The organism is Paraperlucidibaca wandonensis, from assembly GCF_042677145.1.
In the GTDB taxonomy this organism is placed as follows: Bacteria; Pseudomonadota; Gammaproteobacteria; order Pseudomonadales; family Moraxellaceae; genus Perlucidibaca; species Perlucidibaca wandonensis.
This window is the reverse complement of record NZ_JBHTIT010000001.1, coordinates 1,971,330-1,997,989: the sequence shown is the minus strand read 5'-3', so window position 1 is coordinate 1,997,989 and position 26,660 is coordinate 1,971,330. Positions and strand designations below refer to the sequence as shown.

28 protein-coding genes are annotated in these 26,660 nt (G+C 54.0%); 22 read left to right on the top strand and 6 right to left on the bottom strand.

All coding sequences use genetic code 11. The features are described from left to right. Positions 1–16: 16 nt before the first annotated feature. Together ACFQ0F_RS09500 and ACFQ0F_RS09495 are read right to left on the bottom strand one after the other, a co-directional pair. A complete protein-coding gene (locus tag ACFQ0F_RS09500) occupies positions 17–613 on the bottom strand; it encodes a class I SAM-dependent methyltransferase (protein ID WP_340675927.1) in 597 nt (198 codons plus the stop codon). A 7-nt stretch (positions 614–620) separates the two neighbouring features. After that, positions 621–1,391, bottom strand: a complete 771-nt coding sequence (locus ACFQ0F_RS09495; protein ID WP_379071498.1) for an exodeoxyribonuclease III — start codon at positions 1,389–1,391, stop codon at positions 621–623. Positions 1,392–1,492: 101 nt separating this feature from the next. Here ACFQ0F_RS09495 and ACFQ0F_RS09490 point away from each other — a divergent pair, with 101 nt between their 5' ends. Further along, positions 1,493–2,389, top strand: coding sequence for a haloalkane dehalogenase (locus tag ACFQ0F_RS09490; RefSeq protein ID WP_379071495.1), 897 nt, complete (start codon positions 1,493–1,495; stop codon positions 2,387–2,389). Positions 2,390–2,393: 4 nt separating this feature from the next. On the opposite strand, the gene ACFQ0F_RS09485 is transcribed toward ACFQ0F_RS09490, so the two are convergent. After that, positions 2,394–3,659 carry an MFS transporter gene (locus tag ACFQ0F_RS09485; protein ID WP_379071492.1) on the bottom strand — a complete coding sequence of 422 codons (1,266 nt, stop codon included), beginning with the start codon at positions 3,657–3,659 and terminating at the stop codon, positions 2,394–2,396. Between the two features lie 72 nt (positions 3,660–3,731). Here ACFQ0F_RS09485 and pyrE point away from each other — a divergent pair, with 72 nt between their 5' ends. From pyrE to ACFQ0F_RS09455, 6 genes are all read left to right on the top strand, one after another. Further along, a complete protein-coding gene (gene pyrE / locus ACFQ0F_RS09480) occupies positions 3,732–4,379 on the top strand; it encodes an orotate phosphoribosyltransferase (RefSeq protein ID WP_379071489.1) in 648 nt (215 codons plus the stop codon). A gap of 61 nt (positions 4,380–4,440) precedes the next feature. Continuing rightward, the gene (gshB, locus tag ACFQ0F_RS09475) at positions 4,441–5,421 is read left to right on the top strand and encodes a glutathione synthase (protein ID WP_379071486.1); all 981 of its coding nucleotides are present in this window, start codon (positions 4,441–4,443) and stop codon (positions 5,419–5,421) included. After that, positions 5,418–6,278 (top strand): energy transducer TonB, encoded by an 861-nt coding sequence (locus tag ACFQ0F_RS09470; protein WP_379071484.1) that lies wholly within the window; start codon positions 5,418–5,420, stop codon positions 6,276–6,278. The genes gshB and ACFQ0F_RS09470 overlap by 4 nt, the downstream gene beginning before the upstream one ends. 43 nt (positions 6,279–6,321) lie before the next feature. Continuing rightward, positions 6,322–6,891: a YqgE/AlgH family protein gene (locus ACFQ0F_RS09465; RefSeq protein WP_379071481.1), complete on the top strand. Its 570-nt coding sequence runs from the start codon at positions 6,322–6,324 to the stop codon at positions 6,889–6,891. Further along, positions 6,884–7,372, top strand: coding sequence for a Holliday junction resolvase RuvX (ruvX, locus tag ACFQ0F_RS09460; RefSeq protein WP_379071478.1), 489 nt, complete (start codon positions 6,884–6,886; stop codon positions 7,370–7,372). Before ACFQ0F_RS09465 ends, ruvX begins: the two co-directional genes overlap by 8 nt. Continuing rightward, complete coding sequence (locus ACFQ0F_RS09455; protein WP_379071475.1) at positions 7,369–7,758, top strand: hypothetical protein; 390 nt, start codon at positions 7,369–7,371, stop codon at positions 7,756–7,758. The genes ruvX and ACFQ0F_RS09455 overlap by 4 nt, the downstream gene beginning before the upstream one ends. A gap of 30 nt (positions 7,759–7,788) precedes the next feature. On the opposite strand, the gene ACFQ0F_RS09450 is transcribed toward ACFQ0F_RS09455, so the two are convergent. Together ACFQ0F_RS09450 and ACFQ0F_RS09445 are read right to left on the bottom strand one after the other, a co-directional pair. Further along, positions 7,789–9,393 (bottom strand): hypothetical protein, encoded by a 1,605-nt coding sequence (locus tag ACFQ0F_RS09450; RefSeq protein WP_379071472.1) that lies wholly within the window; start codon positions 9,391–9,393, stop codon positions 7,789–7,791. A 106-nt stretch (positions 9,394–9,499) separates the two neighbouring features. Then, positions 9,500–10,270: a helix-turn-helix transcriptional regulator gene (locus tag ACFQ0F_RS09445; protein ID WP_379071469.1), complete on the bottom strand. Its 771-nt coding sequence runs from the start codon at positions 10,268–10,270 to the stop codon at positions 9,500–9,502. A 233-nt stretch (positions 10,271–10,503) separates the two neighbouring features. Here ACFQ0F_RS09445 and ACFQ0F_RS09440 point away from each other — a divergent pair, with 233 nt between their 5' ends. From ACFQ0F_RS09440 to ACFQ0F_RS09420, 5 genes are all read left to right on the top strand, one after another. Continuing rightward, on the top strand, positions 10,504–11,127 hold the full coding sequence (locus ACFQ0F_RS09440; protein ID WP_379071466.1) for an OmpW/AlkL family protein: 624 nt from the start codon (positions 10,504–10,506) through the stop codon (positions 11,125–11,127). A 93-nt stretch (positions 11,128–11,220) separates the two neighbouring features. Then, positions 11,221–12,222, top strand: coding sequence for an aspartate carbamoyltransferase catalytic subunit (locus tag ACFQ0F_RS09435; RefSeq protein ID WP_379071463.1), 1,002 nt, complete (start codon positions 11,221–11,223; stop codon positions 12,220–12,222). Further along, a complete protein-coding gene (locus tag ACFQ0F_RS09430) occupies positions 12,219–13,463 on the top strand; it encodes a dihydroorotase (RefSeq protein ID WP_379071460.1) in 1,245 nt (414 codons plus the stop codon). Before ACFQ0F_RS09435 ends, ACFQ0F_RS09430 begins: the two co-directional genes overlap by 4 nt. 92 nt (positions 13,464–13,555) lie before the next feature. Next, the gene (locus ACFQ0F_RS09425) at positions 13,556–15,397 is read left to right on the top strand and encodes an alkaline phosphatase D family protein (protein ID WP_379071457.1); all 1,842 of its coding nucleotides are present in this window, start codon (positions 13,556–13,558) and stop codon (positions 15,395–15,397) included. After that, positions 15,397–17,718 (top strand): metallophosphoesterase, encoded by a 2,322-nt coding sequence (locus ACFQ0F_RS09420; RefSeq protein ID WP_379071454.1) that lies wholly within the window; start codon positions 15,397–15,399, stop codon positions 17,716–17,718. The genes ACFQ0F_RS09425 and ACFQ0F_RS09420 overlap by 1 nt, the downstream gene beginning before the upstream one ends. On the opposite strand, the gene ACFQ0F_RS09415 is transcribed toward ACFQ0F_RS09420, so the two are convergent. Beyond that, on the bottom strand, positions 17,707–18,747 hold the full coding sequence (locus ACFQ0F_RS09415; protein ID WP_379071451.1) for a type IV pilus twitching motility protein PilT: 1,041 nt from the start codon (positions 18,745–18,747) through the stop codon (positions 17,707–17,709). The genes ACFQ0F_RS09420 and ACFQ0F_RS09415 overlap by 12 nt on opposite strands. 57 nt (positions 18,748–18,804) lie before the next feature. Here ACFQ0F_RS09415 and ACFQ0F_RS09410 point away from each other — a divergent pair, with 57 nt between their 5' ends. The 10 genes from ACFQ0F_RS09410 to ACFQ0F_RS09365 all read left to right on the top strand — a co-directional run bounded on the left by ACFQ0F_RS09410 (position 18,805) and on the right by ACFQ0F_RS09365 (position 26,654). Next, entirely contained in the window at positions 18,805–19,539 is a 735-nt protein-coding gene (locus tag ACFQ0F_RS09410; protein ID WP_379071448.1) for a YggS family pyridoxal phosphate-dependent enzyme, read from the top strand. Then, positions 19,536–20,360 (top strand): pyrroline-5-carboxylate reductase, encoded by an 825-nt coding sequence (gene proC, locus ACFQ0F_RS09405; protein ID WP_340675946.1) that lies wholly within the window; start codon positions 19,536–19,538, stop codon positions 20,358–20,360. Before ACFQ0F_RS09410 ends, proC begins: the two co-directional genes overlap by 4 nt. Positions 20,361–20,425: 65 nt before the next feature. Then, positions 20,426–21,004, top strand: a complete 579-nt coding sequence (locus ACFQ0F_RS09400; protein WP_340675947.1) for a YggT family protein — start codon at positions 20,426–20,428, stop codon at positions 21,002–21,004. 11 nt (positions 21,005–21,015) lie between these two features. Then, a complete protein-coding gene (gene metX, locus ACFQ0F_RS09395; protein WP_340675948.1) occupies positions 21,016–22,194 on the top strand; it encodes a homoserine O-succinyltransferase MetX in 1,179 nt (392 codons plus the stop codon). Further along, positions 22,184–22,783, top strand: a complete 600-nt coding sequence (gene metW / locus ACFQ0F_RS09390) for a methionine biosynthesis protein MetW (RefSeq protein WP_340675949.1) — start codon at positions 22,184–22,186, stop codon at positions 22,781–22,783. The genes metX and metW overlap by 11 nt, the downstream gene beginning before the upstream one ends. Next, the gene (gene rdgB / locus ACFQ0F_RS09385; RefSeq protein ID WP_379071442.1) at positions 22,783–23,439 is read left to right on the top strand and encodes an RdgB/HAM1 family non-canonical purine NTP pyrophosphatase; all 657 of its coding nucleotides are present in this window, start codon (positions 22,783–22,785) and stop codon (positions 23,437–23,439) included. The genes metW and rdgB overlap by 1 nt, the downstream gene beginning before the upstream one ends. Then, on the top strand, positions 23,436–24,698 hold the full coding sequence (gene hemW, locus ACFQ0F_RS09380) for a radical SAM family heme chaperone HemW (protein ID WP_379071439.1): 1,263 nt from the start codon (positions 23,436–23,438) through the stop codon (positions 24,696–24,698). The genes rdgB and hemW overlap by 4 nt, the downstream gene beginning before the upstream one ends. A gap of 34 nt (positions 24,699–24,732) precedes the next feature. Continuing rightward, positions 24,733–25,194 (top strand): YaiI/YqxD family protein, encoded by a 462-nt coding sequence (locus ACFQ0F_RS09375; RefSeq protein WP_340675952.1) that lies wholly within the window; start codon positions 24,733–24,735, stop codon positions 25,192–25,194. A 3-nt stretch (positions 25,195–25,197) separates the two neighbouring features. Further along, positions 25,198–25,470 carry a hypothetical protein gene (locus tag ACFQ0F_RS09370; RefSeq protein WP_340675953.1) on the top strand — a complete coding sequence of 91 codons (273 nt, stop codon included), beginning with the start codon at positions 25,198–25,200 and terminating at the stop codon, positions 25,468–25,470. Next, complete coding sequence (locus ACFQ0F_RS09365; protein ID WP_379071435.1) at positions 25,467–26,654, top strand: hypothetical protein; 1,188 nt, start codon at positions 25,467–25,469, stop codon at positions 26,652–26,654. The genes ACFQ0F_RS09370 and ACFQ0F_RS09365 overlap by 4 nt, the downstream gene beginning before the upstream one ends. Positions 26,655–26,660: the final 6 nt, after the last annotated feature.

The window sequence follows — 26,660 nt, the reverse complement described above, 5'->3', positions numbered from 1 at the left end:
GCTAAGCCGCGATGGCTTAGCGCTTTTCCGACACCGCGACGGTGTAGACCTTGCCCTGTTTGAGCTTGTCGTAATCGCCGAAAACTTCTTTCATGGTGCGCGCCATAAACTCGCGTAAGCCATTGATGGTGACAACATAAAAGCGGCCGCCCGGCTTCAGGCGAGCAAGGCTGTCGAAAAGAAATAAGTAGTGCTGCTCTTTGCTGGCTTTGGCCGGTAAGTTCGACACGATGATGTCGAACTTCATGCCTTCGGGCACATGCTGCAAGCCATTCGACAACATGGCTTTAGCGTTGTTGATGCCATTGAGCGCACAGTTTTTATTGGCGTATTCGACCGCCATAAAGTCTTTATCGACCATCAGCGTTTGGCCTTGTGGCGCTAGCTTGGCTAATGTCATGCCGATTGGGCCATAGCCGCAGCCGATATCTAAGCAGTCGGCGTCCGCAGGTACTTCCATATAATCGAGTAATAGCTGCGTGCCAGCGTCGATGCTCTCGGGCGAGAAAATGCCCCAGGTCGTGGTGTAAGTCAGCGTGTGTTCGCGCAACAGGGCATTGAAGCGAATGTCTTGGCGCCAGCGGTTAAGCGTGGTTTTGTCGGGTGCGGGCATGATGAGCTCAGTCGGCGTAGTCGATGATTAGGGGCGCATGATCGGAGAACTTCTCATCCGTGTAAATGTCTACTGCCTGCACGCAGTCGCGCAGGTTTTCACTAATGATGTGATAGTCGATGCGCCATCCTACGTTATTAGCATAGGCTTGGCCGCGATTGCTCCACCAGGTGTAGCGATCGGCGCGTTCGTCGATGAGGCGGAAAGCGTCAACAAAGCCGGTGTCATCAAATAATGTGGTGAGCCAGGCGCGCTCATGCGGCAAAAAGCCCGAATTTTTCAGATTTCCCTTCCAGTTTTTTAAGTCGATCTCTTTGTGCGCAATATTCCAGTCGCCACAAATAATCAGCTTTTCGCCAGCTGACTGGCGAGCTTTCAGCATGGGCATTAGCTCGCCTAAAAAGATGTCTTTGCGCGCTTGCGCATCTTCATTGGCCGAGCCAGAGGGTAAGTACAGCGAAACTACGGTGAGGTCGCCAAACTGCGCCTCGATCCAACGGCCTTGAGTATCGCAAATCTCAAAGCCCAAACCTGTGCGTACGGAATCTGGCTCGCGGCGGCTATAAATAGCGGTGCCGGAGTAGCCTGGCTTCACGGCATCGAAAAAGTAACGGTGCCAGCCATCGGGGTTAAACACAGCGTCATCGAGCTGATGGATTTGTGCTTTAGTTTCTTGAATGCACAAAATATCTGCCCCACTTTTTTCAGTGAGCCAGTCGAAAAAGCCTTTTTTCGCGGCAGAGCGTATGCCATTGAGGTTGGCGGAAATGATGCGCATGCAAACGTCCTACAGGTGAATTCTGCTAAGGTCGGCCATTATGCCGTGCATTGCCGTTGCTTTCACACACACCTTTAATGCTTGAACCTCAGGAGCCACCTATGGCTGCGCTACGTACCCCCGAATCTCGTTTTGCCAATTTGCCTGATTATCCTTTTGCCGAGAATTATTGTGAGCTTAGCCCTGGCGGCTTGCGCATGCATTATGTCGATGAAGGCCCTCGCGAAGCTAATCCTGTGCTAATGCTGCACGGCGAGCCAACCTGGAGCTATCTCTACCGCCACATGATTCCACTCGTGGCCGCTGCTGGCAGCCGTGTGATTGCACCAGACTTGATTGGTTTTGGTAAGTCCGACAAGCCCAGCGAGCTCAACGATTACAGCTATGCTAATCACATGGCGTGGCTGACCAATCTTATTGTTCAGCTCGATCTGCGCAACATCACTCTGTTTTGCCAAGACTGGGGCTCCTTGCTTGGCCTGCGCTTGGCTGCAGAGCATCCGGATCGTTTCGCCGCCATTGTCGTGGGCAATGGCATGTTGCCAACTGGCGATCAGGCGATGCCGAAGGCGTTTAAAATCTGGAAGAACTTTGCACTTTACAGCCCATGGTTTCCGATAAGTCGCATCGTCGCATCAGGCTGCTTCAATGCGCTGTCATCTGATGAGCGTGCGGCCTATGACGCACCATTTCCCAGCAGCCGCTTCAAGGCTGGCGCTCGTGCATTCCCTCGTTTAGTACCGACCACGCCAAATGACCCAGCAACAGGCGCTAATCGCGCGGCATGGCAAGTGTTGGAGCAATGGCAGAAACCATTCCTGACCTGCTTTAGCAAAGGCGACCCGATCACTCGTGGTGGTGATGTCTATATGCGGGCTCGTATTCCAGGCGCCAATGGCCAGCCGCATATCACCGTGCGCGGCGGCCATTTCTTGCAGGAAAACTCGCCAAAGGAGTTAAGCGAAGTCATTAATGCCCTAGTAAAAACTTTGCGCTAAGGCTTTAGCGATCCGCATTCATGCGGCTAGCAGAAAACAGCGCTAAGGCCGCTAGGCTGAGCAAATACAGCACAACGTAATGCGGATCGCCGCCGCCATAAGCTAATAAGGCAGTGGCGATCATCGGAGCAAAGCCGCCGCCGAGCACGCCTGCCGCTTGCACGCCGAGAGAGATGCCGCTGTAGCGTACTTCAGGCGGAAACTGTCTAGCGAATAGCAGTGATTCGGGCGCGTACATCAGTGGGAAAACGACGCCGATGGCGATGACCATTGCCCACCACATGGCGGTTAAATCGCGCAGGCCAAGCAAAGCAAAAAATGGCCAAACAAAACCGGCCAAGCACAGTAGACCAATAGTATATAAGCGTTTTTGGCCGATTATGTCCGATAGCCATCCTGCCAAAGGCATTGTGATGAGCGACAGTACGGCGCCGGCGGTAATGGCGGAAAGCACGTCGCTGCGTGGCAGCCCGCCTTCGCCTGTTGCGTAGGCGAGGGCAAAAGTGGCGGCTAAATAAAACCACGCATTTTCTGCCATGCGCGCGCCAACAATATTGAGCACCGCCGCTCTATGTGAGCGCCAGACCACTTTTAATGGTGCTTTTACGGGCTCGGCTTTCGCGAGCTGCGCTGCAAATTCGGGTGATTCCGGCACTTTTGCGCGAATGATCCAACCCACGCCAAGAAGCACTACGCTCGCCAAAAATGGTAGGCGCCAACCCCAACTCATCAGATCTTCCTCGGGCAGCAATGACACTGCACCCATGGCTAAACTAGATAGCACTAAGCCTGCGCCCACGCCAGTTTGCGGCAAGCTGCCATAGAAGCCTTTGCGGCCTTCTGGCGCATGCTCCACGGCCATTAATACGGCGCCGCCCCATTCGCCACCGACGGCCACGCCCTGCATAAAACGCAGTAAAACCAGCAGGCCGGCCGCCCAGTAGCCAATCATCTCGTGAGTGGGAATTAGGCCAATGGCAATGGTCGGGATGCCCATCATTAGCAAGGTCAGGATGAGCATGGACTTACGCCCAACTCGATCGCCAAAGTGCCCAAAAATGACGCCGCCGAGTGGGCGACCAATAAAGCCTACGGCATAGGTGGCAAAGGCCGCGAAGAGGCCGCTGAGCGGATCCATTTCGGGAAAAAATAGCTTATTGAAAACCAGTGCGGCAGCAGTGCCATAAAGGAAAAAGTCATACCACTCAATGGTGGTGCCAGCGAGACTGGCAAGGCCTGCGAGTCGATGTGCTTGTGGCTTTGTTGTCATTGTTTGTGCCCATTTTGCTTGCTCTCACGCTATCATGGCGCACTTTCAAGCGACAAATGCAGCAGGCTTTCTATGCGCGAGTATCAACGTGAGTTTATCGAATTTGCCCTTAATCAAGGGGTATTACGTTTTGGCAGTTTTACACTGAAATCTGGTCGGCAGTCGCCGTATTTCTTCAATGCCGGGCTGTTTAACACCGGCAAACGCTTAGCGGCTCTGGGTCAATTTTATGCCGCCGCTATCGTAGATAACCAGCTCGATGCCGATGTGCTGTTTGGCCCAGCCTACAAAGGCATTCCTATTGCATCGGCCACTGCCGTGCAGCTGTCCGAGCATTTCGGCCGCGATATGCCCTGGTGCTTTAATCGCAAAGAAGCCAAAGCACACGGTGAGGGCGGCACGATTGTTGGCTCAGCATTGGCCGGTCGCGTGCTCATTATTGATGATGTGATCACTGCCGGCACAGCCATTCGCGAAGTCATGACATTGGTAAAAGAAATGCGCGCAACTGCGGTTGGCGTGTTGGTCGCGGTTGATCGGCAAGAGCGTGGCAATGGCCTGCTATCGGCCATTCAAGAGGTCGAGCGTGACTTCGATATCCCTGTGGTATCGATTATTAAGTTTGAAGAAATCATCGCTTACATTGAGCAAACAGGACAGTACGCTGAGCATCTCGATGCCATGCGCACCTACCGTGAGCAATATGGCGTGGTGGCATAAGCGCACAATTACTGCAGCGTAACTCGCCTGTCGAGGCGCACTAAATTTCTAGGAGTACGCCATGCAATTAGCCGTATTGATGGACCCGATCGCGAACGTCACCTATAAAAAAGACTCAACGCTGGCCATGCTGTGGGCAGCGGCTAAACGTGGCCACAGCCTTTGGTATATCGAGCCCGATGGCCTGTCGCTGCGTGCTGGCGAAACATGGGCGCGCATGGCGCCATTGCAGGTGTTTGAAGATCCTGAACATTGGTTCGAACTAGGCGAATGGGTTGAGCAACCGTTGGCAGGTGTCGATGCATTGCTGATGCGTAAAGACCCGCCATTCGATATGAACTTTATTTACGCCACGTATTTGCTCGAGCGTGCCGAGCAGGCTGGTGTGGTGGTAATTAACCGCCCACAAGCTTTGCGTGACTGTAATGAAAAGCTCTTTGCCACCACCTTTGCCGATTGCATGGTGTCGACCGTGGTGAGCTCGCGCGCTAGCGAGTTGCGCGCGTTCATTGCGGCAGAAAAAGATGTGATCGTGAAGCCGCTCGATGGCATGGGCGGCTCTGGCATTTTTCGTCTCACCGCTGGCGGCTCCAATATCGGCTCGACGTTGGAGATGCTCACTGACTTGGGCCAGCGTCCCATCATGGCGCAGCGCTATATCCCTGAAATCAAAGATGGCGACAAGCGCGTGCTGATGATCGATGGCGAACCCGTGCCGTTTGTCCTCGCGCGCATCCCGCAAGGCGATGAAATTCGCGGCAACTTAGCGGCTGGTGGGCGTGGTGAAGCGCGCCCGATCAACGAGCACGAGCTACGCATCGCTAAGCGCGTTGGCCCTGAGCTGAAGAAACGCGGCCTGCTTTTTGTCGGCCTCGATGTCATCGGCGAATACCTCACCGAGGTCAATGTCACCAGCCCAACCTGCATTCGCGAAATCGATGCTGCCTATGGCTATGGCATTGCCGATAAGCTCATCGAGGCAGTGGAAGTGCGCGTGGAGCAATACTCATCATCTCAACACCAGGTGCACTGCGGCCTATGAGTGCAGCGGTTGTCACCCCGGCCGATAGGCTGACCTTTACAGTCGTTTTGGCTTTACTGCTGCATGCCTTATTGCTTTTTGGCATTCGTTTTGTGCCGCCAAAAGCACAGGCTGCGACATCGTTAGAGGTCACGCTTGTGCCGGCGCAAAGCATTGAGGCGCCCAAAGAGGCTGACTTTATTGCTCAAGCCGATCAGCAGGGCAGTGGCACCGAAATGACCGCGCAATTACTCAGCACGCGCGAGCGCACGCTGCTGCCGGGCGAGGCCGATGCTAAGCGTAAGAAAGCAGAGCAAGAGGCTGCGCTATTAACGCCTGAAGCCATGATTGTGAGCAGCATTACCTCGCCAGAGAAAATGCAAAGGCCTTTAGCGGATGCTGCCAAGCCAGCGCTAGCTAAGCCGCAAGTTGCCGAAGATGACGCCCAAAGTCAGCGCGATAGCGAAATTGCCGCATTGGAGGCGCGTTTATCGGCTAGACGTCAGGCTTATGCCAAGCGCCCGCGCGTGGAGACGATAACGGCGGTGAGCGCGAAGGCCAATGTCTGGGCGGCGTATCTGGAAAGCTTCCGAATCAAAATTGAAGCAGCGGGTAATGCCAATTACCCCGCTCAAGCGCGTGCCAAGAAGCTGGAGGGCGAGGTACGTTTGTTGGTCGCACTCTTACCCAATGGCCGCGTGCAACGCGTGGATGTGCTGAAGTCTTCCGATATTCGCGTGCTCGATGCGGCAGCGAAAGATTCTGTGCGCCAAGCTCAACCATTTGAGGCTTTTCCTGCTGCGCAGCAAGGTCAGGTCGATGTGCTACAGGTTATTCGCACATGGCGCTTCGCTGGCGGTCTGAAAACGACGCAATAGTTTGCCTCTTGTAAGCGTCGACGAGCGACCCCATAGTTAAGGCATGAAGTCAGAAAGTGTCGATCTCACCAATCAGTTTTTAGTCGCCATGCCCGAGCTCGACGACGGCATGTTTGGCCGCGCCGTCATTTATATTTTTCGCCACGATGAAGATGGTGCCGCTGGCCTTATCGTTAATCATCCCAGCGATGTGCTTTTCGACAGCCTGCTCAGCGAAATTCGCTTGCCGGCGTTAAAGCCATTATCGCGCCCTGAGCAACCTGTGTTGGTGGGCGGGCCAGTGCATCCCGAACTCGGCTTTGTGCTGCATCACGGTCACGGCCCGTGGACCTCAACTTTGCACAGCAGTGACTCTATTGCCGTTACTCATTCGCGCGATGTGCTCGATGCCATTTCGCAAGGTCACGGCCCGACAGACTATATTGTGTCCTTGGGTTATGCCGGTTGGCAGCCTGGCCAGCTTGAAGAGGAGCTGGCAAACAATATGTGGCTAACTTCGAAAGCATCGACCGATGTGTTGTTTGAGCTGCCCTATGAAGCGCGCTGGGAAGCAGCGATTAACGCGCTTGGGCTAGATTGGCGCTTGCTGTCGAATGAGGTTGGTCATGCCTGATATGGGTACGTCTGCTGATGGCTCTGAGGTGCGCGCTAAATCCAAAACTTTACCGGAGCGCCTGCTCGCTTTCGACTTTGGCACCAAGCGCATTGGCGTTGCTGGCGGGCTTGCGCTTACTGGCACAGGGTCGCCGCAAGAGCCTATTTCCGCGCGAGATGGCATACCTGATTGGGCAGTGATCGATGCCTTAATCAGTGATTGGCGGCCGGTCGCTTTATTAGTCGGCAATCCATTAAACATGGATGGCACGGCGTCAGAAATTGGCCATCGCGCATTGAAATTTGCTCGGCGCTTAGCTGCACGCTATCCGGCGTTGCCGGTGTATCGTCAAGATGAGCGCCTAACCACGCGCGCCGCCCGTGAAACGCTTAGCGATGTCCATGAGCGTCGTGGCGGCCGATTGCCCTCACTAGACTCTACCGCTGCCTGCCTTATTGTGGCGTCATGGTTTGAGTCACCAAATTGGTTGCGCGTATGAAGCTGAGTGTCGTGGATGAAGCATTGGTCATTAAGCCCGGCGGTTTGCGTGCAGAAACCTCTGTGCCGCTAGCTGAAGTTACGCGTTGGGATATGCTGTATGAAGTCACTGGCCGGCGCTATTTAGCCTTTCATTTGGGCGATAAAACCGCCTATGCGCAATTGCCTCGCCTAGCGCCTGAGGCGCGCGAAGCTCTAGCGGCGCAACTTTCTGAAATACTTGGTGCTCCACCAGATATTAGCCTGCTCGATAGCGAGCGCGACAATGAGCATTGGCTGAAAGTTTGGGAGTACATCAAGTGGGTCGGGCGCTATCTGCGCCTGTTCATCAACCCGATGCGACCACCGACTCCGCCGCCAAAGCGTCAAGCACCTAGGCAGCCCTAACTCTGTATTTAATGCGCAGCACTAGCATTATTAAAGCGCCGGTAGCGGCAGAGCACCTAGGACAGCACTGTCTCCTGCCTTGAGTAGCAGGGCAGGGATAGTCTCTATGCGATGCAGCATATCTAGCGCCAAATCCATTTCCTCTTCCATGCGGACGGCATCAAAGCGTGCCATTCCGTCATCTGGCTCAATGGCCAGCAGGTAATGCGGTCCTGTGATGTAGGCAAGGCAAGGAATGCCCGCCAAATGGAATGGTGCGCCGACGCCAAAAAAAATCACGCCAATTGGTCGACATAGCAGTAGTCGTTGCAGCTTTGTTGCTCGCATGGATTGAATGGCCGCAAGGCCTATTGGCGTTGTTGAATGAAATAAGGCGGCGATTTCTGGGCGTCCTGTGGCGTGATAGCCGGAGGCATCGTCCATCCATTCGCGCGCTCCAAGATGTTCAAGTGTCACGGCAGCGGTAGCTTTTGCCATGATGTCAGGGTGAGACTCGATGAAGCCATTAGCCTGAGGCATGTGAGGTGCCATGTGGCCAGTAACTAAGCTAAACACCAATGTTCTAGGGCGCATGGACAGAGGAAGGCTGGCGTAGTGACGAGCCACCTCGAGGCAGGCGACGGCACCATTTTCCTCAAAGGCATTTTGTCCATCGGTATGAGTATTGACGATGATGTTCTCATCGCTGACGCCGGGCAATATGGCAACTAATGTGTCAGTTTGGACATTTTCACGCACAGAGGCTGTTAACGTCAGTGTGGCTTCTGCCTTCCCAGCGAGGGCTCTGAGTTGGTTGCTAGTATCGCGATTGACTATCAGTGCTGGGATTTCGCTAGGGCCAGAAAGAAAAGGCAAGTATTGTCCGGCCGTATTTTCTGCCGAGCTATCGAAGGCAAAAATAACGCCTTTAGCACCAGCTGCTTTCATGGCCTCAACAATAGGAGCCATAGTCGCTAGGCTAGTTAGCCAGGCGCGCTTGTAGTCGGTGAGCGGGTTAATGCTAAAGTCATCATCGTTTTTATACGTTAAGAAGGGGTAAAAAATGCCCGCAACAGTGGGTAGTAGTGGTAGCTCAATTAACGCGATGGCATCTTTAACACCACCGCTACCGAGACTAGCAAGCAAGCCGCTAATGGTAGACGGTAGTTGCGTTAAGAGTGAGCTCAACATGGCTTGCTGCGATGCTAAGTCGGTGAGATCTAAGCTCAAATATTGCAGCGGTGCGCCAACATATACGAGGGGGCCAGTGACTCCTTCCTCGTCGGTAGGGCCTGAGCGTGGGTAATACGCATCTACAGGAATGTCGATATCACCGTTAGATGTTTTAAGGCTTAGCGCTTTCCTCTGAGCTTCCCATAGAGTTAAGAAGTATGGGTCACGCTGAGTGCTTAGCCCAAGCGCTTGAAATTCTTGTTCAAGGTAGTCAATAAAGCGCTTGTGACTGTCTGATCCAGTTAAGCGAGGCCCAAATGAGACCATTTTCTCAACTAGGCTTTGTAGTCTAGCTGCTTTTGGCTGATAGCCTGTGCGACTGCTTGGGCTGTTGCTGATGCTTTTTTGATCATCACTGCACCCACCTAAAATAGGACCTACAGCGAGACCAGCTCCGGCTTGAATAAAGGTTCGACGTTGCATAGGGCAGCCTTTTATTTTTATTGTTTGCTAATGCCTAGCAGTTTGCCTCCTGCACGTTATTTAACAATCACCCATACAGGGGTAATTTTTTACCCAAATGGGTGTGTTATGAGTGGTTGATGAGGCCGAGGCGAGCAGCCGTAGCGACAACTTCGGCACGACGGCGGGCACCGAGGCATTGCATCAGCTTTTTAAGGCGATCTTTAACTGTATTTTCGCTGCGAAAAATGGCGCTAGCTATTTCGCGATTAGAGAGGCCCTTTGCTAATAAAGCCACGATCTCCAAGTCGCTTTCCGATAGACCCAAGCGTTCTGCTTCAGCATGCTGAAGTGCTTTTTGGCTTTGCTCTAAAGCTTGTACGTCGGCCTCGGATTCGAGTGCAAATGTGGTGAGCCGGGTATAGAGCGTCATCGCGATACGCGCTTGATTTTCTAATAAGGAGATGCGTTGTGAGCGCTCAGATAGGCTTGCTTGTAGGGTTTTGAGCTCGCCAATATCACGGGCAATGCCTTGTCGCCCTATTAGCTGAGCTCCTTTATATAAGCTTGCTGCGCGTATTTCTAAAAACCTGCTGGTACCAGTGCTGGTAATCGCCTCCACTTCAAAAAATGGATATCGATTATCTCCAGCAATTCCACGGCTAAAATGGCCGCGTGCAATAAGTTTGCTTGCTTTAGTTAATAAAGTATCAAAGTGGCGACCAATTAATGATTCTGGTGAGTGCCCTAGAATGTTATGGCTAGCGGTATTTACATATGTAAAACGACCGTCCAAATCGAGGGTGTAAATTAAATCTCCTGCTGCTTCGATCAGCCCTCGATAGTCTGGCTCAGCCAAAGCGTTGGGTGCTGAGAAAGGAGCAGATATATTGATCATGGCAAGCTTCCGAAAGCATAGTTAAAGATCGATGCGCTAGTGATACCAGAAAATTAGCAATTAGCCCTCCCGTAATGCCGGAGTGACCAAGTTTAGCTAACACTAGAAAATTTGATGTACGACAAAAACTGCAACTTAAATAAAGCTAACAATGCCTCGTGCTGTGAATAAAGCAGCATTCAACTTACTCCGCTAGCACCAAGTTGCTGGCGTGAGCTGCATAGAGGTAGGGCATGAAAGCTCAAAATACTCGTGGGAATTTCTTACCAGCGCTTAAGTGTTTGCTGGCATTTAGTGCGGGCTCGTTAGCGTACATGCCAACAGCTCAAGCCGCTGTCGATAGCCCTTGGCTAGTACGCGCAGGCATTAGCCAAGTTGAGCCAAAGTCCGATAATGGCTCGCTCGGTGGTGGTGTGAACGTGGATAGGCAAGTTGGCCCGAGCGTGAATGTGGCGTATTTCTTTAGCCCGAATATCGCCGTGGACGTGCTGGGCGCCTTACCTTTTGAGCATGATATTTCGATAGGCGGTGTGCATGCGGGGAGCGCCAAGCACTTGCCACCAACGGTATCTTTGCAATACCACTTCTTGCCCGATGCTGCGATTCAGCCATTTGTCGGTGTTGGCGCGAACTACACCTTTTTCATGGATGAGAAGTTAGGCGGCGTTAAGCTTAAAGATTCTTTTGGTGTTGCCGCTCAAATAGGTGTTGATATTCCACTAAACAAACAGTGGCTAGTAGGCTTTGATGCTCGCTATATCGACATCGATACCACAGCAAAGTTAGGTGGTGTTGATATTGGTGATGTTCATATCGACCCAATGGTTTACAGCTTAAACATGGGCTATCGCTTCTAAGCTGAATCATCTCGACGATGGTGCTTGGGTCAAGTGCGGCTGCGCGTTACAATGCGCAACTCCTTGGCCAACGCCACTTCGGGAACCGCGCATATGCATCAGTCTCACGCTCATCAGGCCAGTCGCCTTCAGCTCAATAGCCAAGGCGATTTAAAGCATTTTTTGAGCACGGAAGGGCTCTCGCGTGAAATCCTCACCGCCATTTTAGATCGCGCTGATAGCTTCCTCGATGGCAGCGGCGGCATTCGCAACGAGCCGCTACTCGCTGGCCGCACGGTGATGAACCTATTTTTTGAGCCTTCGACGCGTACCCGCACCACCTTTGAGGTGGCGGCAAAACGGCTTTCTGCCGATGTTCTTAATATCGATATTTCAAAAAGCTCGACCAGCAAAGGCGAAACCCTGCGCGACATGCTGTGGAATTTAGAGGCGATGACCGCCGATATTTTCGTGGTGCGTCACGGCGCATCAGGCGCGGCGCACTTTGTTGCCAGCCAAGTCACGCCGCGCATCGCGATCATTAACGCGGGCGATGGCCGTCATGCGCATCCGACGCAGGCGATGCTCGATATGCTCACGATTCGCCGCCACGCCGGTGATTTTTCCGGCCTCACCGTGGCCATCATTGGTGACATTCGTCACTCGCGTGTGGCGCGCTCGGAGATTCACGCTCTGCAAACCTTGGGCGCGAAAGAGATTCGAGTGATTGGCCCGCGCACTTTGCTGCCGCGCGACTTTGAAGAGCTTGATGTGAAGGTGTTTGAAGATCTCAGCGCAGGCCTGAAAGATGTCGATGTCGCCATCGCGCTTCGAGTTCAAAACGAGCGCATGGAGTCGGCCTTGCTGCCCGGCAGTAGTGAGTTTTACAGCATGTATGGTCTAACCCGCGAGCGCTTGAAAGTGGCCAAGCCAAATGTGTTGGTGATGCATCCAGGCCCGATAAATCGCGGCGTAGAAATTGAATCTGAGTTGGCCGATGGCCCGCAATCGCTGATTCTTAAGCAAGTTAATTACGGCATCGCGGTGCGTATGGCGGTGTTAGCAATGGCAATGGACGGCCAAGATGCCGACCGTGCAGCGGAGGTTGCGCCATGAGCACAGCAATTGTGTATCGCGGCATTCGCGTTATTGATCCGGCTCAAGGCTTGGATCTCGTTACTGATGCTCGCATCTGTGCCGGTGAGCCGACCATTTTAGGCGAGGCGGCATTAAGTGACTCATCCATTGAGATTCGTGATGGCAAAGGCCTGTGGCTGACACCTGCGTTTGTCGACCTTTGTGCGCGATTACGCGAGCCTGGCCCGAAAAAGCACGGCACTATCGCCAGCGAAACGCGCGCGGCGCGTGCTGGCGGCTTTGGTCATGTGGTGATGCCGCCAGACACTAATCCTGTGATTGATCATGGCGCTTTAGCGGCACAAGTTATTGAAAAGGCTCAGGCTGCTGGCTTTGCCAAAGTCTATCCGCTCGGCGCCATGACGCGTGGCCTCGAAGGCAGTGCGCTCGCAGGCATGGGCGGCTTGAAAGCGGCGGGATGCGTTGGCGTCAGCCAAGCGCGCAATCCATTGGCCAGCACAGAGACTTTGCTACGCTGCTTGGAATACGCCAGCAGCATGGACATGACGGTGTTTTTCTCACTCGAAGAACCGTCATTAGCCAAAGGCAGTGCTCACGATGGCTTTATGGCCTCGCGCATGGGCTTAACGGGCATTCCTGATACGGCTGAGACTGTTGCTTTAGCGACAGCCATCTTGCTAGTTGAGCAAACGGGTGTGCGCGCGCACATCGGCCAGCTCTCTTGCGCAGCCTCGGTCGAACTGATTCGTTACGCCAAAGCCAAAGGCTTGCCAGTAACCGCCGATGTTTCTATGCACCAGCTGCATCTGACCGAGATGGCTATCGATGGTTTCAATGCCATGGCGCATGTGCGGCCGCCATTGCGCCGCGAAAGCGATCGTTTGGCGCTTATTGCTGGTGTGCGTGATGGTGTGATTGATGCCATTTGCTCTGATCACCAGCCACTAAATGCTTCGGCGAAACTAGCACCGTTTGCCGAGGCTTTGCCCGGCATGTCGACGCTGGAGACGGTGTTGCCGCTGGGCCTGCGTTTAGTGACCAATGGCGATTTGACCGAGCAGCGTTTGATTGAGGCACTGACCAGTGCACCGGCAGGCGTTATTGCTCAGCCAATTGGTAGCTTGAGCTTGGCCAGCGGAGCTGTGGTTATTGATCCTTTACTCAGTTGGCAAGCCTGCGATGCCAACTGGCAGTCGGTAGGCCGCAATAGCCTATTTGCTGGGCAAACACTCAGTGGTCGAGTAATAGAGAGCGTTTAAGCAAGTACTCAGCGCTCTTTTCATCTGCTTTAGTCAAAGTGTCATGATGTCACGCTAGCCTCTCTCGCCTATTAGCTGGAGAGGGTTTAGGTATGCGTCGTCGTCAATTTATTGGTCGTAGTGTGGCCGTTGGGGTCAGTCTCTCAAGCTTGGTTGCTTGTGGTGGCGGAAGCTCAGGAATAGGTACTGCCAAAACGACTGCGGAGTACTTGAGCAGTGTTGAGACAGACACTTTGCTGATGCCCGAGCGAGCCTTCGAGCATGGCGTTGCAAGTGGCGACCCAACCGCAGATAGCTTGATTGTATGGACTGCGATTACGCCTTCATCTGATGCCGTGGAATGGGTGCCAGTAACACTGGCCTATATCATTTCGGCTAAGCGCTTGGCTGATGCTGATGTCGCAGAGGCCTTTGCTGATGAAATGCGTGTGCAGCGCTTGGGCACATTTCTAGCGCATCGCGCACGAGACTTCACGGTTAAGGTCGATCTAGGTAATGCCGCTGCCTATGCCGACGCGGTGTTCACCGAAGGTCAATTGCACCGCTTGCCAGCTGGGCAATTTATTTACTATCGCTTCTACGCCGGTAGCCAGGCGTCACGCATCGGTCGTGGCCGCACAATGCCGCTTGCGCCAGTGTCACAGGCTCGCTTTGCCGTGACGAGCTGTGCCAATTTGCCAGCTGGTTTTTTTAGCGTTTATGAGCTGATTAATAAGCAAGATGATCTCGATTTTGTTGTGCATCTTGGCGATTATCTCTACGAATATGGTGAAGGTGAGTACGGAGATGGCTCTGCACTCACGCGCAATGGTATTTCGCGTACTCCTGAGCCTGCGACAGAAATGCTGACGCAAAAAGACTATGTCTTGCGTCATGCGCAATATAAGCGCGATCCGGAATTGCAGAAGCTGCATGCATCATTTGCAATGATTCCAGTTTGGGATGACCACGAAATCGCTAACGATAGTTATCGCTCTGGCGCAGAAAATCACACGGAAGGCTCCGAAGGTGTTTACGAAGAGCGTAAAGGCCATGCGATTCGAGCCTATTTTAACTGGATGCCTTTACGTGAGCAGTTTGATCGCTTACCAGAAAGCCTGCGTCCTGACCCGCGTGAGGTGATTTATCGTCGTCTGCGTGTTGGCGACTTGCTCGACATTATTATGTTGGATACGCGAATTATTGGGCGTGATAAACAAGCGGCCATTCCGGCAGTTGACCCTTCTCGTTTCGATGCAAACCGCTCACTTTTAGGCGACAACCAAAGGCAATGGCTTCAGTTGCAGCTATTAGAAGCGAAAAACCAAGGTGCGCGCTGGACCTTCTTAGGTCAGCAAATCATGTTTGGTCAGCTGAATTTAGTGGAGCTGCCTCAGATTCAGCTGCTTGGTCAAAAAGTCTTGGGCAACTTAATCGCTGTCAATCTAGATCAGTGGGATGGTTATGTCGCTGAGCGAGATCGCCTTCGCAACTTTATTCGTGCTATCGGCATGGAAAATCTAGTCGTATTAACAGGTGATATCCATACCAGCTGGGCCATGGAGTTATATGAAAATCCTGCGCTGCTTATTGGCGGTGGCTTTGAGAAGCCCTTTGGCGTTGAGCTAGTGGCGCCATCGGTAACGTCCCCTGGTTTCCCTGAGGGTGTGGCGGAGGTCGTGAGTGTGGCCTTGCCCTTGGCTAATCCTCATATCAAATATACCGAGCTAAAAAGTAAGGGCTTTATCATGGTAGATGTTACGCCCGAGCGCATGGTGGCTGAATGGCGTTATGCGAAAAGTATTACTGATGAGGCGTTGATTGGCGAAGAAAATACAGCTAAGCGTCGGCAATTTCAGGTGTTATCAGGTACTAATAGGTTAATTTCATCAAACACGGGCCCGCGCCCTGTGGCAGGTACTCAGCATCTGCCGAGTCAAGTGGAGGCAATATAATGAATAAGCAATTTCAACTCGTGAGCATGGGTTTGCTAGTTGCGACTCTGGTGGCTTGTGGCGGTTCATCGGGTGGTCGTTCGGCGCAGTTGGCAGGGCCAGGCACCACGCCACCAGATATCAATAATCCAGATACTACGCCCGAGGTGCAGCCGGAAACGCTAGATGCTAATCGCGTACGGTTTTTAGTGGTGGGCGATGCTGGCTCAGGCTCTGATGGCCAGATGGCTGTAGGCGCCGCGATGGCAGATGTTTGCGAGGCTAAGGGTCGTTCGACTGGGAAAGCATCGCTTACTCGTGCCGCGGCGATTCGCCAAGGTTGTCAGTTTGTTCTTGGCCTAGGCGACAATATTTATGAGGAAGGTACGCGTTCTGCTAGTGATCCACAATTCTTTGATAAGTTTGAGCGCGCTTACCTTAACTTCCCTAATGATCTGCCGTTTTTCATGGTCTCGGGTAATCATGACAACAGCGCTTTTTTCGGCGGAGATGGCGCTGGTAATGCGCGTGGCGAAAACCAGGTTGACTACACCTATGCGCCTATCGATGTGACAGGCATAGATGCTAGTAATCCACGCAAAACACCACGTTGGCAAATGCCTTCTCGCTATTACGACTTCACTGCTGGCGGTACCAAGGCCAAGCCTCTGCTGCACTTTTTCGCTATTGACTCAAATCAAGTGGCGGGCGGCTTTCCCGATGCCTCACCAGAGTACAGCTACAGCACTTATGGTTTACGCCAGCTTAATTGGCTGAAGCAGGGGATGCGAAAGAGCAATGCTCGGATGAAATTTGCCTTCGCTCATCACCCTTACTTATCAAACGGCGAGCATGGCAACGCCGGTAACTACGATGACCTGCTGTTTGGGCAAGCAGGGCAGTCTACGGCGAGCCCACTGGCGCCCTCTTTGCAGGCCGCGCTATTGCCGGTGTTGGCAGGTCAGCGCTACAAAGACTTCATGGAAGAGGCTGTCTGCGATCAGGCCGATGTGTATTTCAATGGCCATGATCATGACCTGCAGTGGCTTACGAGTGTGCCCAGCTGTGGCAAAACTGAGTTCATTGTTTCCGGTGCCGGTGGTAAAACGCGCTCAGCTAGTGATGAGTCACGCAATCTCGCACGCCTGCAGCGCTATGAGCAATATGGCTTTTTCTGGGTGGAGGTGAGTGCTGCTTCAGATTCGGCTAAACCTATCTTACGCGCTGAGATGTACAACGTTGTAGCCGGTGAGGGTGATCGCGAAACGGCTATTGTGAAGATTGATGGCACAGCAGATAAAACCGTGAGCTATCGTTATGTGCGCGTGCAGGATGAAGTTGCATCGGATGGCCTAAGCAGTTATTTGGCAGGCCATAATGACAGCGCAGACACGATTACTCGTCGTGACCCCGTGGGCTTACCTGAGTCGGCAGGCTTTAGTGGTCTGCCCGCAAATAATTGCCAAGCTACGGTCGTGCCTAGCGATTTAGCGCCCACGGCTAACCAGCCGGCGGCCAATCGATCTTCGGCATTAATAGCTGCGCCAGGGCCTTTTGACCCCATGCAGACAGCACTGAGTCAAGGGCTAGCTCCTTGGACTAAGGGCAATAACTCTTCCGCAACCCTTATGGCCGCAATGACACAGGTGACATTGGCTAGCCTAGACATTGCCGACGTAGTGCTCAGCGCCAGTGCTGATTCTGCGCGCCAACCGCAGTCGGCAGCTGCCTTACAGCAAGCTGCTGGGCGCGATGTTTTAGCGCGCATGCAAGCGTTAGGCGATCGCTTGGCCACCACATTTCCAGCTAATGCCACCTTACCTGCGGCATTTAAAGATATGCCTACAGTGACGGCGCAATATCGTAGTGCCGTCGCAAGTCCGAGGCAGGCCAGTGCCTGCGAGCGCCAAGACTTAAGTGCGGTGGTGGCTCCCTTGGTGACTCTGGCACGCAGTTTGGCTGCCGCTGCTGAGGCAGCTGAGCAAGGCGTAGGCGATATTCCGGTTCTGGGTGGTGGCGCACGATTAGCCGCCAATGCGTTAGTGGATACATCCTCACTAATTGCCGCACTGGGTACGGTACAAACAAGTGCTATTAATGATGCCGCGCTAGGCGCGGTTAATCGCTTGCTGCGCAACCTAACCACTGGCGTACTGCCTTTTGATCAAGCTTCCCCCGAAATTGCTGAGGGTGCAGCGCTGCCAGGCAACGCAGTGAGCGCGCTACTGATGACGGCAACACGCGAAGTTACTTTCCGTGTCGATCAGTTACTCGAGCCAATCTTGTCGCCAGTACAGCAAGTGCTTCATACCGTTTTTGCGGCACTTGGACTATCGCGATAAGGCAGCTTTAGTGGGTAATGCGGCCATGGCTTGTGCCATGGTTTGCATGCCCAATGACGCATGGGTTTGCATTATGTGCTCGATGTCACCTAGACGATGTTCACGAATTAAATGACGAATGGCTGGCGTAGCGATGAGCACTTCGCGACAAGCATGTGCTCGGGGTGCTGAAGCCTTAGCCGATGCAAGCTGGTCAGTTGTTTCAGCCGACCAAATCAGCTGCTGCGCCATGACTGCGCGCAAAGTATCGGCCAATTGCGCTTGAGCCAGCTCGCGCTCATCCGCTGGAAATAAGCTGAGTAGGCGATCAATCGCACCAACGGCGCTGGCCGTGTGCAGCGTTGCCATCACTAAATGCCCAGTTTCAGCGGCCATCAACGCCAAGCGCGCACTTTCGCTATCGCGTAACTCGCCAACCAAGAGCACATCGGGGTCTTGCCGCAACGCGGCGCGCAGGCCATCGGCAAAGCTTGCGCAGTCGCGGCCGATTTCGCGCTGATTGACTAGGCCCAGCGCGGGGCTATTGCTGTGCACAAACTCAATGGGATCTTCGAGGCTAATGACATGACCACGCCGTTGCTCGCGCCAATGCCCCAGCCATGCCGCGAGTGTGCTGGACTTGCCTGAGCCAGTTGCACCAGTGACTAGCAGCAGGCCGTGATTGGCGAGTGCGAGGTCGGCATGTTGGCGGCTGAGCTGTACATCAGCAAGGCTTGGAATATGTTCGGCAATCAGGCGCATGACTAGCATCCAGCCGCCTTGATGTGCCGCTAGACTGGCCCGCGCTCGGCCCAGCTCTGAGTGAGTCAGGCTGCTTTCAGCGCTAGTCAGCGCGCCACAAAAAGAGCCAAAAAGTGGCAGGACCTCAGGCCAAGGTGTTGGCGGGCAGAATGGCAAATCATCTATGCAGCGCAATTCACCATGCAGGCGAAAACGCAGCCGCTCGCCACTCACGGCATGTAAGTCGGCCGCGCCAAGGCTTTTCGCTAAAGCCCATGCCTGCGCAAGCCAGTTCGGTATCTCGGCCATTGGCATCTCCCGCAGCGCTAGGCCACAATAAACCTCTCTCAATATTTAGTTAGGCTCATGAACTCAGCTCGCGCTAGCGCATCCGACGAATTAATTTCACGCTGGCGGCAGGTCTTAATAGAAATGCGCCGAGCGAGTGCAGTGGCAGGCCATGAAGCAGAAGCTGTGCAACTGCTGGCAGTCAGCAAATTTCATGCTGCCGAGGCTATTGCCGCGCTTAATGACGCAGGCCAGCGTGATTTTGGCGAAAACTATGTGCAAGAAGCTTTGGAGAAAATGCAGCAGTTGCGTGGCCACGATATTTGCTGGCATTTAATCGGGCCATTACAAAGTAATAAAACTGCCGAGGTCGCCGCCAATTTCGACTGGGTGCACAGTATTGACCGCCTGAAAATCGCTCGTCGTTTGAATGATCAGCGCCCAGATGAGCTGCCGCCCTTGAATATTTGCCTACAAGTTAATATTGATGATGAAGACAGCAAGTCGGGCTGTAGCTTGGCGGAATTGCCGGCCTTGGTAGAGGCAGTAATGGCGCTGCCAAGGCTGCGGTTGCGCGGGCTGATGGTCATTCCTAAAGCGGGCGAAACCAGCGCTTTTGCTACGCTAGCCAAGACACATGCCGCGATACTCGCTAGACTGCCAAGGCTCGCCGATGCACCATTTGACAGCTTATCCATGGGCATGAGCGCAGACCTTGCTGAGGCCATCGCGGCCGGTAGCACTTGGGTGCGCATTGGCACCGCCATTTTTGGCGCGCGACCTACCATTTCTTCAGTTGGAACCACCGCATGACACAGTTTCCCCGCATTGGTTTTATTGGCGCTGGCAATATGGCCTCGGCCTTAGTCGGCGGTCTATTAGCAAAAGGTTGGCCCACCACGGCACTGATGCTCACCGATGTTTCAGAAGCAGCGCTCAGCGTTCATGCGGCGCGGGGCTTGAGCACCGGCACCGATAACGCCGCTCTGGTCGCCAATGTCGATATCGTCGTGCTTGCAGTTAAACCGCAGGCCATGAAAGCCGTTACGCAAGCCTTGGCCACGACCGCTCAGCAGGCCAAGCCGCTATTTATTTCTATCGCTGCTGGCATCCCAGCCGAGAGCTTGTCGCAATGGTTGGGTGGTGATGCGGCCATCGTTCGCGCCATGCCAAACACGCCGGCGCTGGTGCAAGCGGGTGCTACGGGCTTGTATGCCAATGCCGCCGTTAGCCATGAGCAGCGCGAGCAAGCCGAACAAGTGTTGGCGGCTGTCGGTATCGCCTTATGGGTCGATACTGAAGCCAAAATTGATGCCGTCACCGCCGTTTCTGGTTCTGGCCCAGCGTATTTTTTCTATCTTATGGAAGCGATGATTAATGCCGGGGTAAAGCTCGGCTTAGATCCGCAAGATGCCCGTGATTTGGCCTTGCAAACCGCATTAGGTGCAGCGCAAATAGCGATTACTGCCGATGTTGGTCCAGCAGAGTTACGCCGCCGCGTGACTTCGCCCAATGGCACCACAGAGCAAGCTGTCGCCGTCTTTGATCGTGCTGGCTTGGCCGATATTGTCGAGCAAGCTATGCGTGCCTGTGCCGAGCGCGGTGAAAGTTTGGCTATAGAATTAAGCCATTAGGTTTTGGCTCACGAACGAAACGCATGAGCGGCAAGCAATTAATTAACGAATTAGGAGTGCGGTAAATGGATGCGATGAACCAAATCGGCTTATTGTTGGCAAACACGGTGTTCAGTGTGCTGATTTTATTGGTCTGGCTACGCTTATTGCTACAGGTTGCTGGCGCCGACTTCTTCAATCCCATGTCGCAGTTTGTGGTGAAAGTAACCTCGCCATTGCTGCATCCGCTGCGTCGCATTATCCCCAGTATTTTTGGTCTCGATACGGCAGCGATTGTGCTCATCGTCATCATAAAGCTGGTACAGCTCAGTGCTATTGCACATTTGACCGACCAAGCGGTGACACCGAGCTTGCTCTTGGTTACAGCGATTTTCAGCCTACTTTTAGCCGCCGCTGACTTCTTCTTCTGGGTCATTTTGGGCATGGTGATTTTAAGCTGGGTAGCGATGGCTTCGGGCGGTATGAGTCCAGCGATGATGCCGCTAATGCAGATTGCAGAAATTATACTCGGCCCATGCCGTCGCCTAATGCCGAGCCTGGGCGGCTTAGATTTGTCGCCAATCATTGCTTTTTTAGGCATTCAAATTATAGAAATTCTTTTGAAGTCAGCGTATCCGCAGGCTCTTATGCTGCTAGCAGGCTAATGGATGACGCCATGAGTACAGAGGCTTTTATTTACCCAGAAGGCAGTGTCGGTGTTGCGACGCCGCAGTATTTGCACGTCACCGAGCCCCTAGATTTGGCCTGTGGCCGTACTCTCAATACCTATGATGTGGTCTATGAAACGTATGGCACGCTGAATGCCGACGCCAGTAATGCGGTGCTGATTTGCCACGCACTGTCGGGGCATCATCACGCCGCTGGTTTTCACGAGGGCGAAGACCCAGCTACGGCCAAAACTGGCTGGTGGGATAGCGCCATTGGCCCGGGCAAGGTCATCGACACCGATCGCTTTTTTGTCGTCGCGCTTAATAACCTTGGCGGCTGTCATGGCACGACTGGGCCATCGTCAATTAATCCCGAGACCGGCGAGCCTTGGGGCCCTGACTTTCCCATTGTCGCAGTGCGCGACTGGGTGAAGCAGCAAGTACGTTTAATGGATTATTTGGGCATTGAACAATGGGCGGCTGTTGTCGGTGGCTCGCTCGGTGGCATGCAGGTGTTGCGCTGGAGTATCGATCAGCCGCATCGCATCGCCAATGCGGTCATCATCGCCAGTGCGCCCAAGCTTACCGCGCAAAATATCGCGTTCAATGAAGTCGCCCGCCAAGCCATTCGCCGCGATCCGGACTTCCATGCCGGCCGTTATTTTCAGCACGGTGTCATTCCCGAGGTTGGCTTGTCGTTGGCACGCATGGTAGGCCACATCACTTATTTATCCGATGACGCGATGCGGCAAAAGTTCGGCCGCGACCTGCGTAAAGCTACCTACCAATATGGCTTCGATGCCGAGTTTCAGGTCGAATCGTATTTGCGCTATCAGGGTGAGGTGTTTTCCAAACGATTCGATGCCAACACCTATTTGCTGATGACGCGCGTGCTGGATTATTTCGACCCCGCCCGCGATTACGATCACGACCTAGCGAAGACTTTTGCTAAGGCGCAATGTCGCTTTTTGGTGGTGTCGTTTACCACCGACTGGCGCTTTGCTCCAGCGCGTTCGCGTGAAATCGTTGATGCTTTGGTGAAGGCCGGCAAAGAAGTGAGTTACGCAGAGGTGGATGCTCCGCAAGGGCATGATTCTTTCCTGTTAAATAACCCGCGCTATATGGATATTTTCAGGGCGTTTATGACGCGTATTGCCAATGAGCGGGAGGCAGCCCATGCGTCTTGATTTAGCGTTGGCGCGGCAATGGATCGCGCCAGAGTCACGCGTGATTGACTTAGGCTGTGGCGATGGCGAGCTGCTAGCGCATTTGCGCGATACCTTAAATGTGCGCGGCTATGGTCTCGAAATCGATGCCGATAAAATCACCACGGCCATCGCGCGTGGCGTAAATGTTATTGAGCAAGACCTTAACCATGGTTTGGCGAATATTGAGAACGATAGCTTCGACACTTTACTGATGGCGCAGGCGCTGCAGGCAGTGCAGCGGCCCGATATTTTACTCGATGAAATGGTGCGCGTGGCGCGCGAAGTTATCGTCACATTTCCAAATTTTGCGCACTGGCAAACCCGCTGGTATTTGTTCTATAAGGGCCGCATGCCAGTGTCGCGCGCCTTGCCATATGGCTGGTTCGACACTCCGAATATTCATCTTTGCACCATGCATGACTTTGAAGCGCTCTGCCGCAGCAAGGGTTTAAAAGTGCTAGATAAACTTGCGGTTGATCAAGATCAGCAGGGCAGCATTTTGGCGCGATGGTTTCCCAATATGTTCGGTGAGATCGGTATTTTCCGCGTTAGTCGGGGCGATGATTGATGAGTGAAGTCGAGACGAATGGCGGTAATAGGCTTACGGCCTCGCGTGAGTTTGTTCTAGCCACCGGCAATGAAGGCAAGCTCAAAGAGTTGCGCGCTTTGCTTGCGGATGTTGATGTCAGCGTGCGCTCACAGAAGGAATTTGCTGTGCCCGATGCCATCGAGGATGGCTTGAGCTTTGTTGAAAATGCGCTGATAAAAGCTCGCCACGCCAGTCGCTTAACCGGCCTGCCAGCACTAGCCGATGACTCTGGCCTCGCCGTTGATGCACTCGGTGGTGCGCCGGGCATCTACTCTGCGCGCTATGCCCTCAATGAGGTTGGCGCGCCCGCTGGCGATGCCGCAAACAATGCCAAGCTTTTGGCCACACTCGCGGCTATGCCAGCCGATACTTCACGGCGTGCGCAATTTGTTTGCGTACTGGCCTTTGTTCGCCACGCCGATGATCCGCTGCCTATCATCTGCCAAGCTTTATGGGCCGGAGAAATTACGCATCAGCCTTCGGGTGAGCAGGGCTTTGGCTATGATCCGGTATTTTATCTGGCCGATGAAGGTATGACATCGGCTGAATTGCCGCGCGAGCGGAAAGCGGCGCTAAGCCATCGCGGCCAAGCCTTGCAGCAGCTGCGCGCGCGCTGGAACGAAACCGGGCTGTGAGTGCGCCATTGGTCAATGTGCGCGCTCAAAAAGTGCCGCCGTTAAGCCTTTATGTGCACATGCCTTGGTGCGTTCGTAAATGTCCTTATTGCGACTTTAACTCGCATGCAGTGAGCGCCGACGGTGTGCCCGAGGCCGCCTATATCGATGCCTTGCTCAATGACCTCGACGCCGACTTAGCGCATTTTTCCCAAGACTGGTCGCAGCGACCATTGCAGTCGATTTTTATCGGTGGTGGTACGCCGTCATTGATCTCACCGAATGGCTATGTGCGCCTGTTTGCTGGCATTCGCGCGCGGCTGTCATGGGCTGATGACATCGAAATCACACTAGAAGCTAACCCCGGCACAGTCGAGCAGGGCTTGTTTGAAGGTTATCGCGCGGCCGGTATCAATCGCCTGTCCATTGGTGTGCAAACCTTTCAGGGCGAGCAGCTCAAAGCCTTAGGCCGCATTCATTCCGGCGATGAGGCTTTGCGAGCGGCAAGCACTGCGCGCGCGGCCGGTTTCGAGCGTATCAATCTCGACCTAATGCACGGCTTGCCCGGCCAAAGCGTTGCCGCCGCTTGCGATGATCTCGCTCAGGCCATCGCGCTCGGCGTTACACATCTGTCGTGGTACCAGCTCACGCTCGAGCCCAACACCGTGTTTTATCGCCAGCAACCCATCCTGCCCGATGAGGATGTGCTCGCCGATATTCAGGAGCAGGGCGAGGTGCTGCTGGCGCAAGCGGGCTTTCAGCGCTATGAGGTGTCGGCGTTTGCGCAGGCTGATCAGGCGTGTCGGCACAACCTGAACTATTGGCAGTTTGGTGATTATCTGGGTATCGGAGCAGGTGCTCATGGCAAGCTGACTTTAGCAAATAGCGCGGACATCACCACAGCCTCGGCCGAGATTTGGCGGAGCACGAAAACGCGAATGCCAAAAGATTATTTGGCTGCCTATAGCGCGGCGCAGAGTACGGGAATACCAAGCGTGGCCGCCTATCAAGCCAAATTAGAGCGCATCGCGAGCATCGACCTACCCTTCGAGTTCATGCTCAATGCCCTGCGCCTGACCAACGGCGTGCCCAGCGCTTATTGGTCAGAGCGCACCGGACTTTCACTCAACACCATTGCCAGCACGCTCGCCGAGTTACGCCGCCAAGGCCTGCTCGAACACACGCCAGATCGCCTTCAAGCCAGCGCGCTTGGCTTACGCTTTCTAAATCGCGCTATTGATGCTTTTTTGCCCGAACACAGCGAGCCCGCATCGCGGTAGAATCGCTCCACAGATATTTCGAGATACCCGTGCCATGACGCAGATTTGGGTCGACGCCGACGCCTGCCCCGTGCCCGTGAAAGACATGCTCATTCGCGCCGCTGAGCGCACCCGCGTGCAGATTACCTTTGTCGCCAATCAACCCATTCGTCTGCCAGCCGGCTTGCCGATGAATGCCGTGCAAGTGCCACCTGGCTTTGATGTCGCCGACAACTACATCGTGCAGCATGCTAAGGCCAAAGATTTAGTCATCACGCAAGATATTCCGCTCGCCTTCGAGGTTGTGAAGCTCGGCGTAGTGGCGGTAAGCCCGCGTGGCCAGCTGCACACGCCGGAAAGCATTGGTCAGCGTTTAGCTATTCGTGACTTGATGAGCGACCTGCGTGACGCCGGCATGGTTCGCGGTGGGCCGCCACCATTTTCATCCAGCGATAAGCAGCAATTTGCTAAGCAGCTCGACTCTTGGCTGGCACATCGACCCAAGGCGGTGGTTTAAGCCATGTCCGAATCATTGACTCAGCTCGCTCTGCGCTTGCGCCGTCCGCAAGCCAGCTTAAGCGGCCTCGATGCCTTGAGTGATGCGCAATTAACGCAGCTGCATGAGCTGATTGATGCTGCCAGTGAGCGCGAACGTCAGCGCGTTCAAAGTCAGCTGCGTCGCGGCATTTTCTGGCCATTGCGTTGGCTCTTGCAGCGTCGGCATATTGCGCGTGATGCATCATCGCGCACTAGTAAGCGTTCGCTCGCAAACAGCCGCAGGTCGCGCAAATGAGCCGCTTAGCTAATCGTGCCGAAGTCATCAAGCTGGCGCGCTTTTTGTCAGTCAAGGCCGGCTCGCTGAGCTATCTACACGACTTACCTTCCGATGCCGTAGCGACATTACGCTCGGCCATTTCCGATGTATTGCATGATGAGTTGCGTGAGCCCTTGGGCCTGCTTGCAGCAGTCGCACGCTGGCTGCCGGCATGGGTGTCGGCGCTATGTGCTCGCTCGTGGTTTGGCGCACCAATGACAGCACGCTTAGCAAGCGAGCTGCCAGCATGGCGCGTGGCCAATATTGCCAAGTATTTAGACACTGAATTTCTAGCCGATGTCGCGATTGATCTTGACCCTCGTAGCGCCCGAGAGGTTCTGCATTTGTTAGCAGCGAAAAAAGTCATGGCCATTAGTCATGTGCTGCTGTTGCGCCGAGATTTCGTCACACTCGGTCGTTTCGTGGCCTTATTGCCCGATGACGTGCTGCAGCAAGTTGCTGTAAGTATTGAAGATGAAGGTGATTTGCTGCAGATACTGTTTTTTATCGAAGCCCGATACCGCATCGATCACATCGTGCGCCTAATTCCTACTGAGCGTATGCGGCGCGCAGTTTTGCTAGTCTGCGATGAGTCGCGCCGAGACCTCTGGCCCAGTTTATTGGCCTTGCTGACGCATGCCGGCTACGGCCTTAAGTGTGAACTTGGTGATTTAGCGGCAGAGCAGGGCGAGCGCGTACTAACGGCTATTATCGAGACCGTTCAGGCAGAAGACCTTTGGGAGGATGTGCTGCCGGTGGTGGTGTGCTTATCGCCCGAAGTGCAAAAACAAGTGGTGAATCTAGCCGCGCTGCAACGGCCAGAAGTGTTGCAGCAGATTATCAAAGCCACAAGCTACCGCCAGCTCTGGTCGGCCATATTGTGTTTGGCAGAAGTAATGAATAGCGCAGGCCGTGACAATTTGGCAGAGGTCATGGAGCAGGCCGATGACGAGTTCTTGGCGCAGGCGGCCTACGCGGCCTTGCTGCGCTCACAATGGCATACGCTATTGGATATCGTGCGGCGCTTAACGCCGGCGCGACAACAAGATTGTCATGAGATTCTGGCGCATTATCTGCCCAGTCTCGACAGCGAAACCGCAACATATTTGCAGGGCCTATTGAATGAGTATGGAATTAAACCGCGCCCATCTGCGCCTGCTTAAATACGC

Bases quoted from the DNA above. Each gene is read 5' to 3' on its own strand.
- ACFQ0F_RS09500 (WP_340675927.1), bottom strand. From the start codon at position 613: ATGCCCGCACCCGACAAAACCACGCTTAACCGCTGGCGCCAAGACATT.
- ACFQ0F_RS09495 (WP_379071498.1), bottom strand. From the start codon at position 1,391: ATGCGCATCATTTCCGCCAACCTCAATGGCATACGCTCTGCCGCGAAA.
- ACFQ0F_RS09490 (WP_379071495.1), top strand. From the start codon at position 1,493: ATGGCTGCGCTACGTACCCCCGAATCTCGTTTTGCCAATTTGCCTGAT.
- ACFQ0F_RS09485 (WP_379071492.1), bottom strand. From the start codon at position 3,659: ATGACAACAAAGCCACAAGCACATCGACTCGCAGGCCTTGCCAGTCTC.
- pyrE (WP_379071489.1), top strand. From the start codon at position 3,732: ATGCGCGAGTATCAACGTGAGTTTATCGAATTTGCCCTTAATCAAGGG.
- gshB (WP_379071486.1), top strand. From the start codon at position 4,441: ATGCAATTAGCCGTATTGATGGACCCGATCGCGAACGTCACCTATAAA.
- ACFQ0F_RS09470 (WP_379071484.1), top strand. From the start codon at position 5,418: ATGAGTGCAGCGGTTGTCACCCCGGCCGATAGGCTGACCTTTACAGTC.
- ACFQ0F_RS09465 (WP_379071481.1), top strand. From the start codon at position 6,322: ATGAAGTCAGAAAGTGTCGATCTCACCAATCAGTTTTTAGTCGCCATG.
- ruvX (WP_379071478.1), top strand. From the start codon at position 6,884: ATGCCTGATATGGGTACGTCTGCTGATGGCTCTGAGGTGCGCGCTAAA.
- ACFQ0F_RS09455 (WP_379071475.1), top strand. From the start codon at position 7,369: ATGAAGCTGAGTGTCGTGGATGAAGCATTGGTCATTAAGCCCGGCGGT.
- ACFQ0F_RS09450 (WP_379071472.1), bottom strand. From the start codon at position 9,393: ATGCAACGTCGAACCTTTATTCAAGCCGGAGCTGGTCTCGCTGTAGGT.
- ACFQ0F_RS09445 (WP_379071469.1), bottom strand. From the start codon at position 10,270: ATGATCAATATATCTGCTCCTTTCTCAGCACCCAACGCTTTGGCTGAG.
- ACFQ0F_RS09440 (WP_379071466.1), top strand. From the start codon at position 10,504: ATGAAAGCTCAAAATACTCGTGGGAATTTCTTACCAGCGCTTAAGTGT.
- ACFQ0F_RS09435 (WP_379071463.1), top strand. From the start codon at position 11,221: ATGCATCAGTCTCACGCTCATCAGGCCAGTCGCCTTCAGCTCAATAGC.
- ACFQ0F_RS09430 (WP_379071460.1), top strand. From the start codon at position 12,219: ATGAGCACAGCAATTGTGTATCGCGGCATTCGCGTTATTGATCCGGCT.
- ACFQ0F_RS09425 (WP_379071457.1), top strand. From the start codon at position 13,556: ATGCGTCGTCGTCAATTTATTGGTCGTAGTGTGGCCGTTGGGGTCAGT.
- ACFQ0F_RS09420 (WP_379071454.1), top strand. From the start codon at position 15,397: ATGAATAAGCAATTTCAACTCGTGAGCATGGGTTTGCTAGTTGCGACT.
- ACFQ0F_RS09415 (WP_379071451.1), bottom strand. From the start codon at position 18,747: ATGGCCGAGATACCGAACTGGCTTGCGCAGGCATGGGCTTTAGCGAAA.
- ACFQ0F_RS09410 (WP_379071448.1), top strand. From the start codon at position 18,805: ATGAACTCAGCTCGCGCTAGCGCATCCGACGAATTAATTTCACGCTGG.
- proC (WP_340675946.1), top strand. From the start codon at position 19,536: ATGACACAGTTTCCCCGCATTGGTTTTATTGGCGCTGGCAATATGGCC.
- ACFQ0F_RS09400 (WP_340675947.1), top strand. From the start codon at position 20,426: ATGGATGCGATGAACCAAATCGGCTTATTGTTGGCAAACACGGTGTTC.
- metX (WP_340675948.1), top strand. From the start codon at position 21,016: ATGAGTACAGAGGCTTTTATTTACCCAGAAGGCAGTGTCGGTGTTGCG.
- metW (WP_340675949.1), top strand. From the start codon at position 22,184: ATGCGTCTTGATTTAGCGTTGGCGCGGCAATGGATCGCGCCAGAGTCA.
- rdgB (WP_379071442.1), top strand. From the start codon at position 22,783: ATGAGTGAAGTCGAGACGAATGGCGGTAATAGGCTTACGGCCTCGCGT.
- ACFQ0F_RS09375 (WP_340675952.1), top strand. From the start codon at position 24,733: ATGACGCAGATTTGGGTCGACGCCGACGCCTGCCCCGTGCCCGTGAAA.
- ACFQ0F_RS09370 (WP_340675953.1), top strand. From the start codon at position 25,198: ATGTCCGAATCATTGACTCAGCTCGCTCTGCGCTTGCGCCGTCCGCAA.
- ACFQ0F_RS09365 (WP_379071435.1), top strand. From the start codon at position 25,467: ATGAGCCGCTTAGCTAATCGTGCCGAAGTCATCAAGCTGGCGCGCTTT.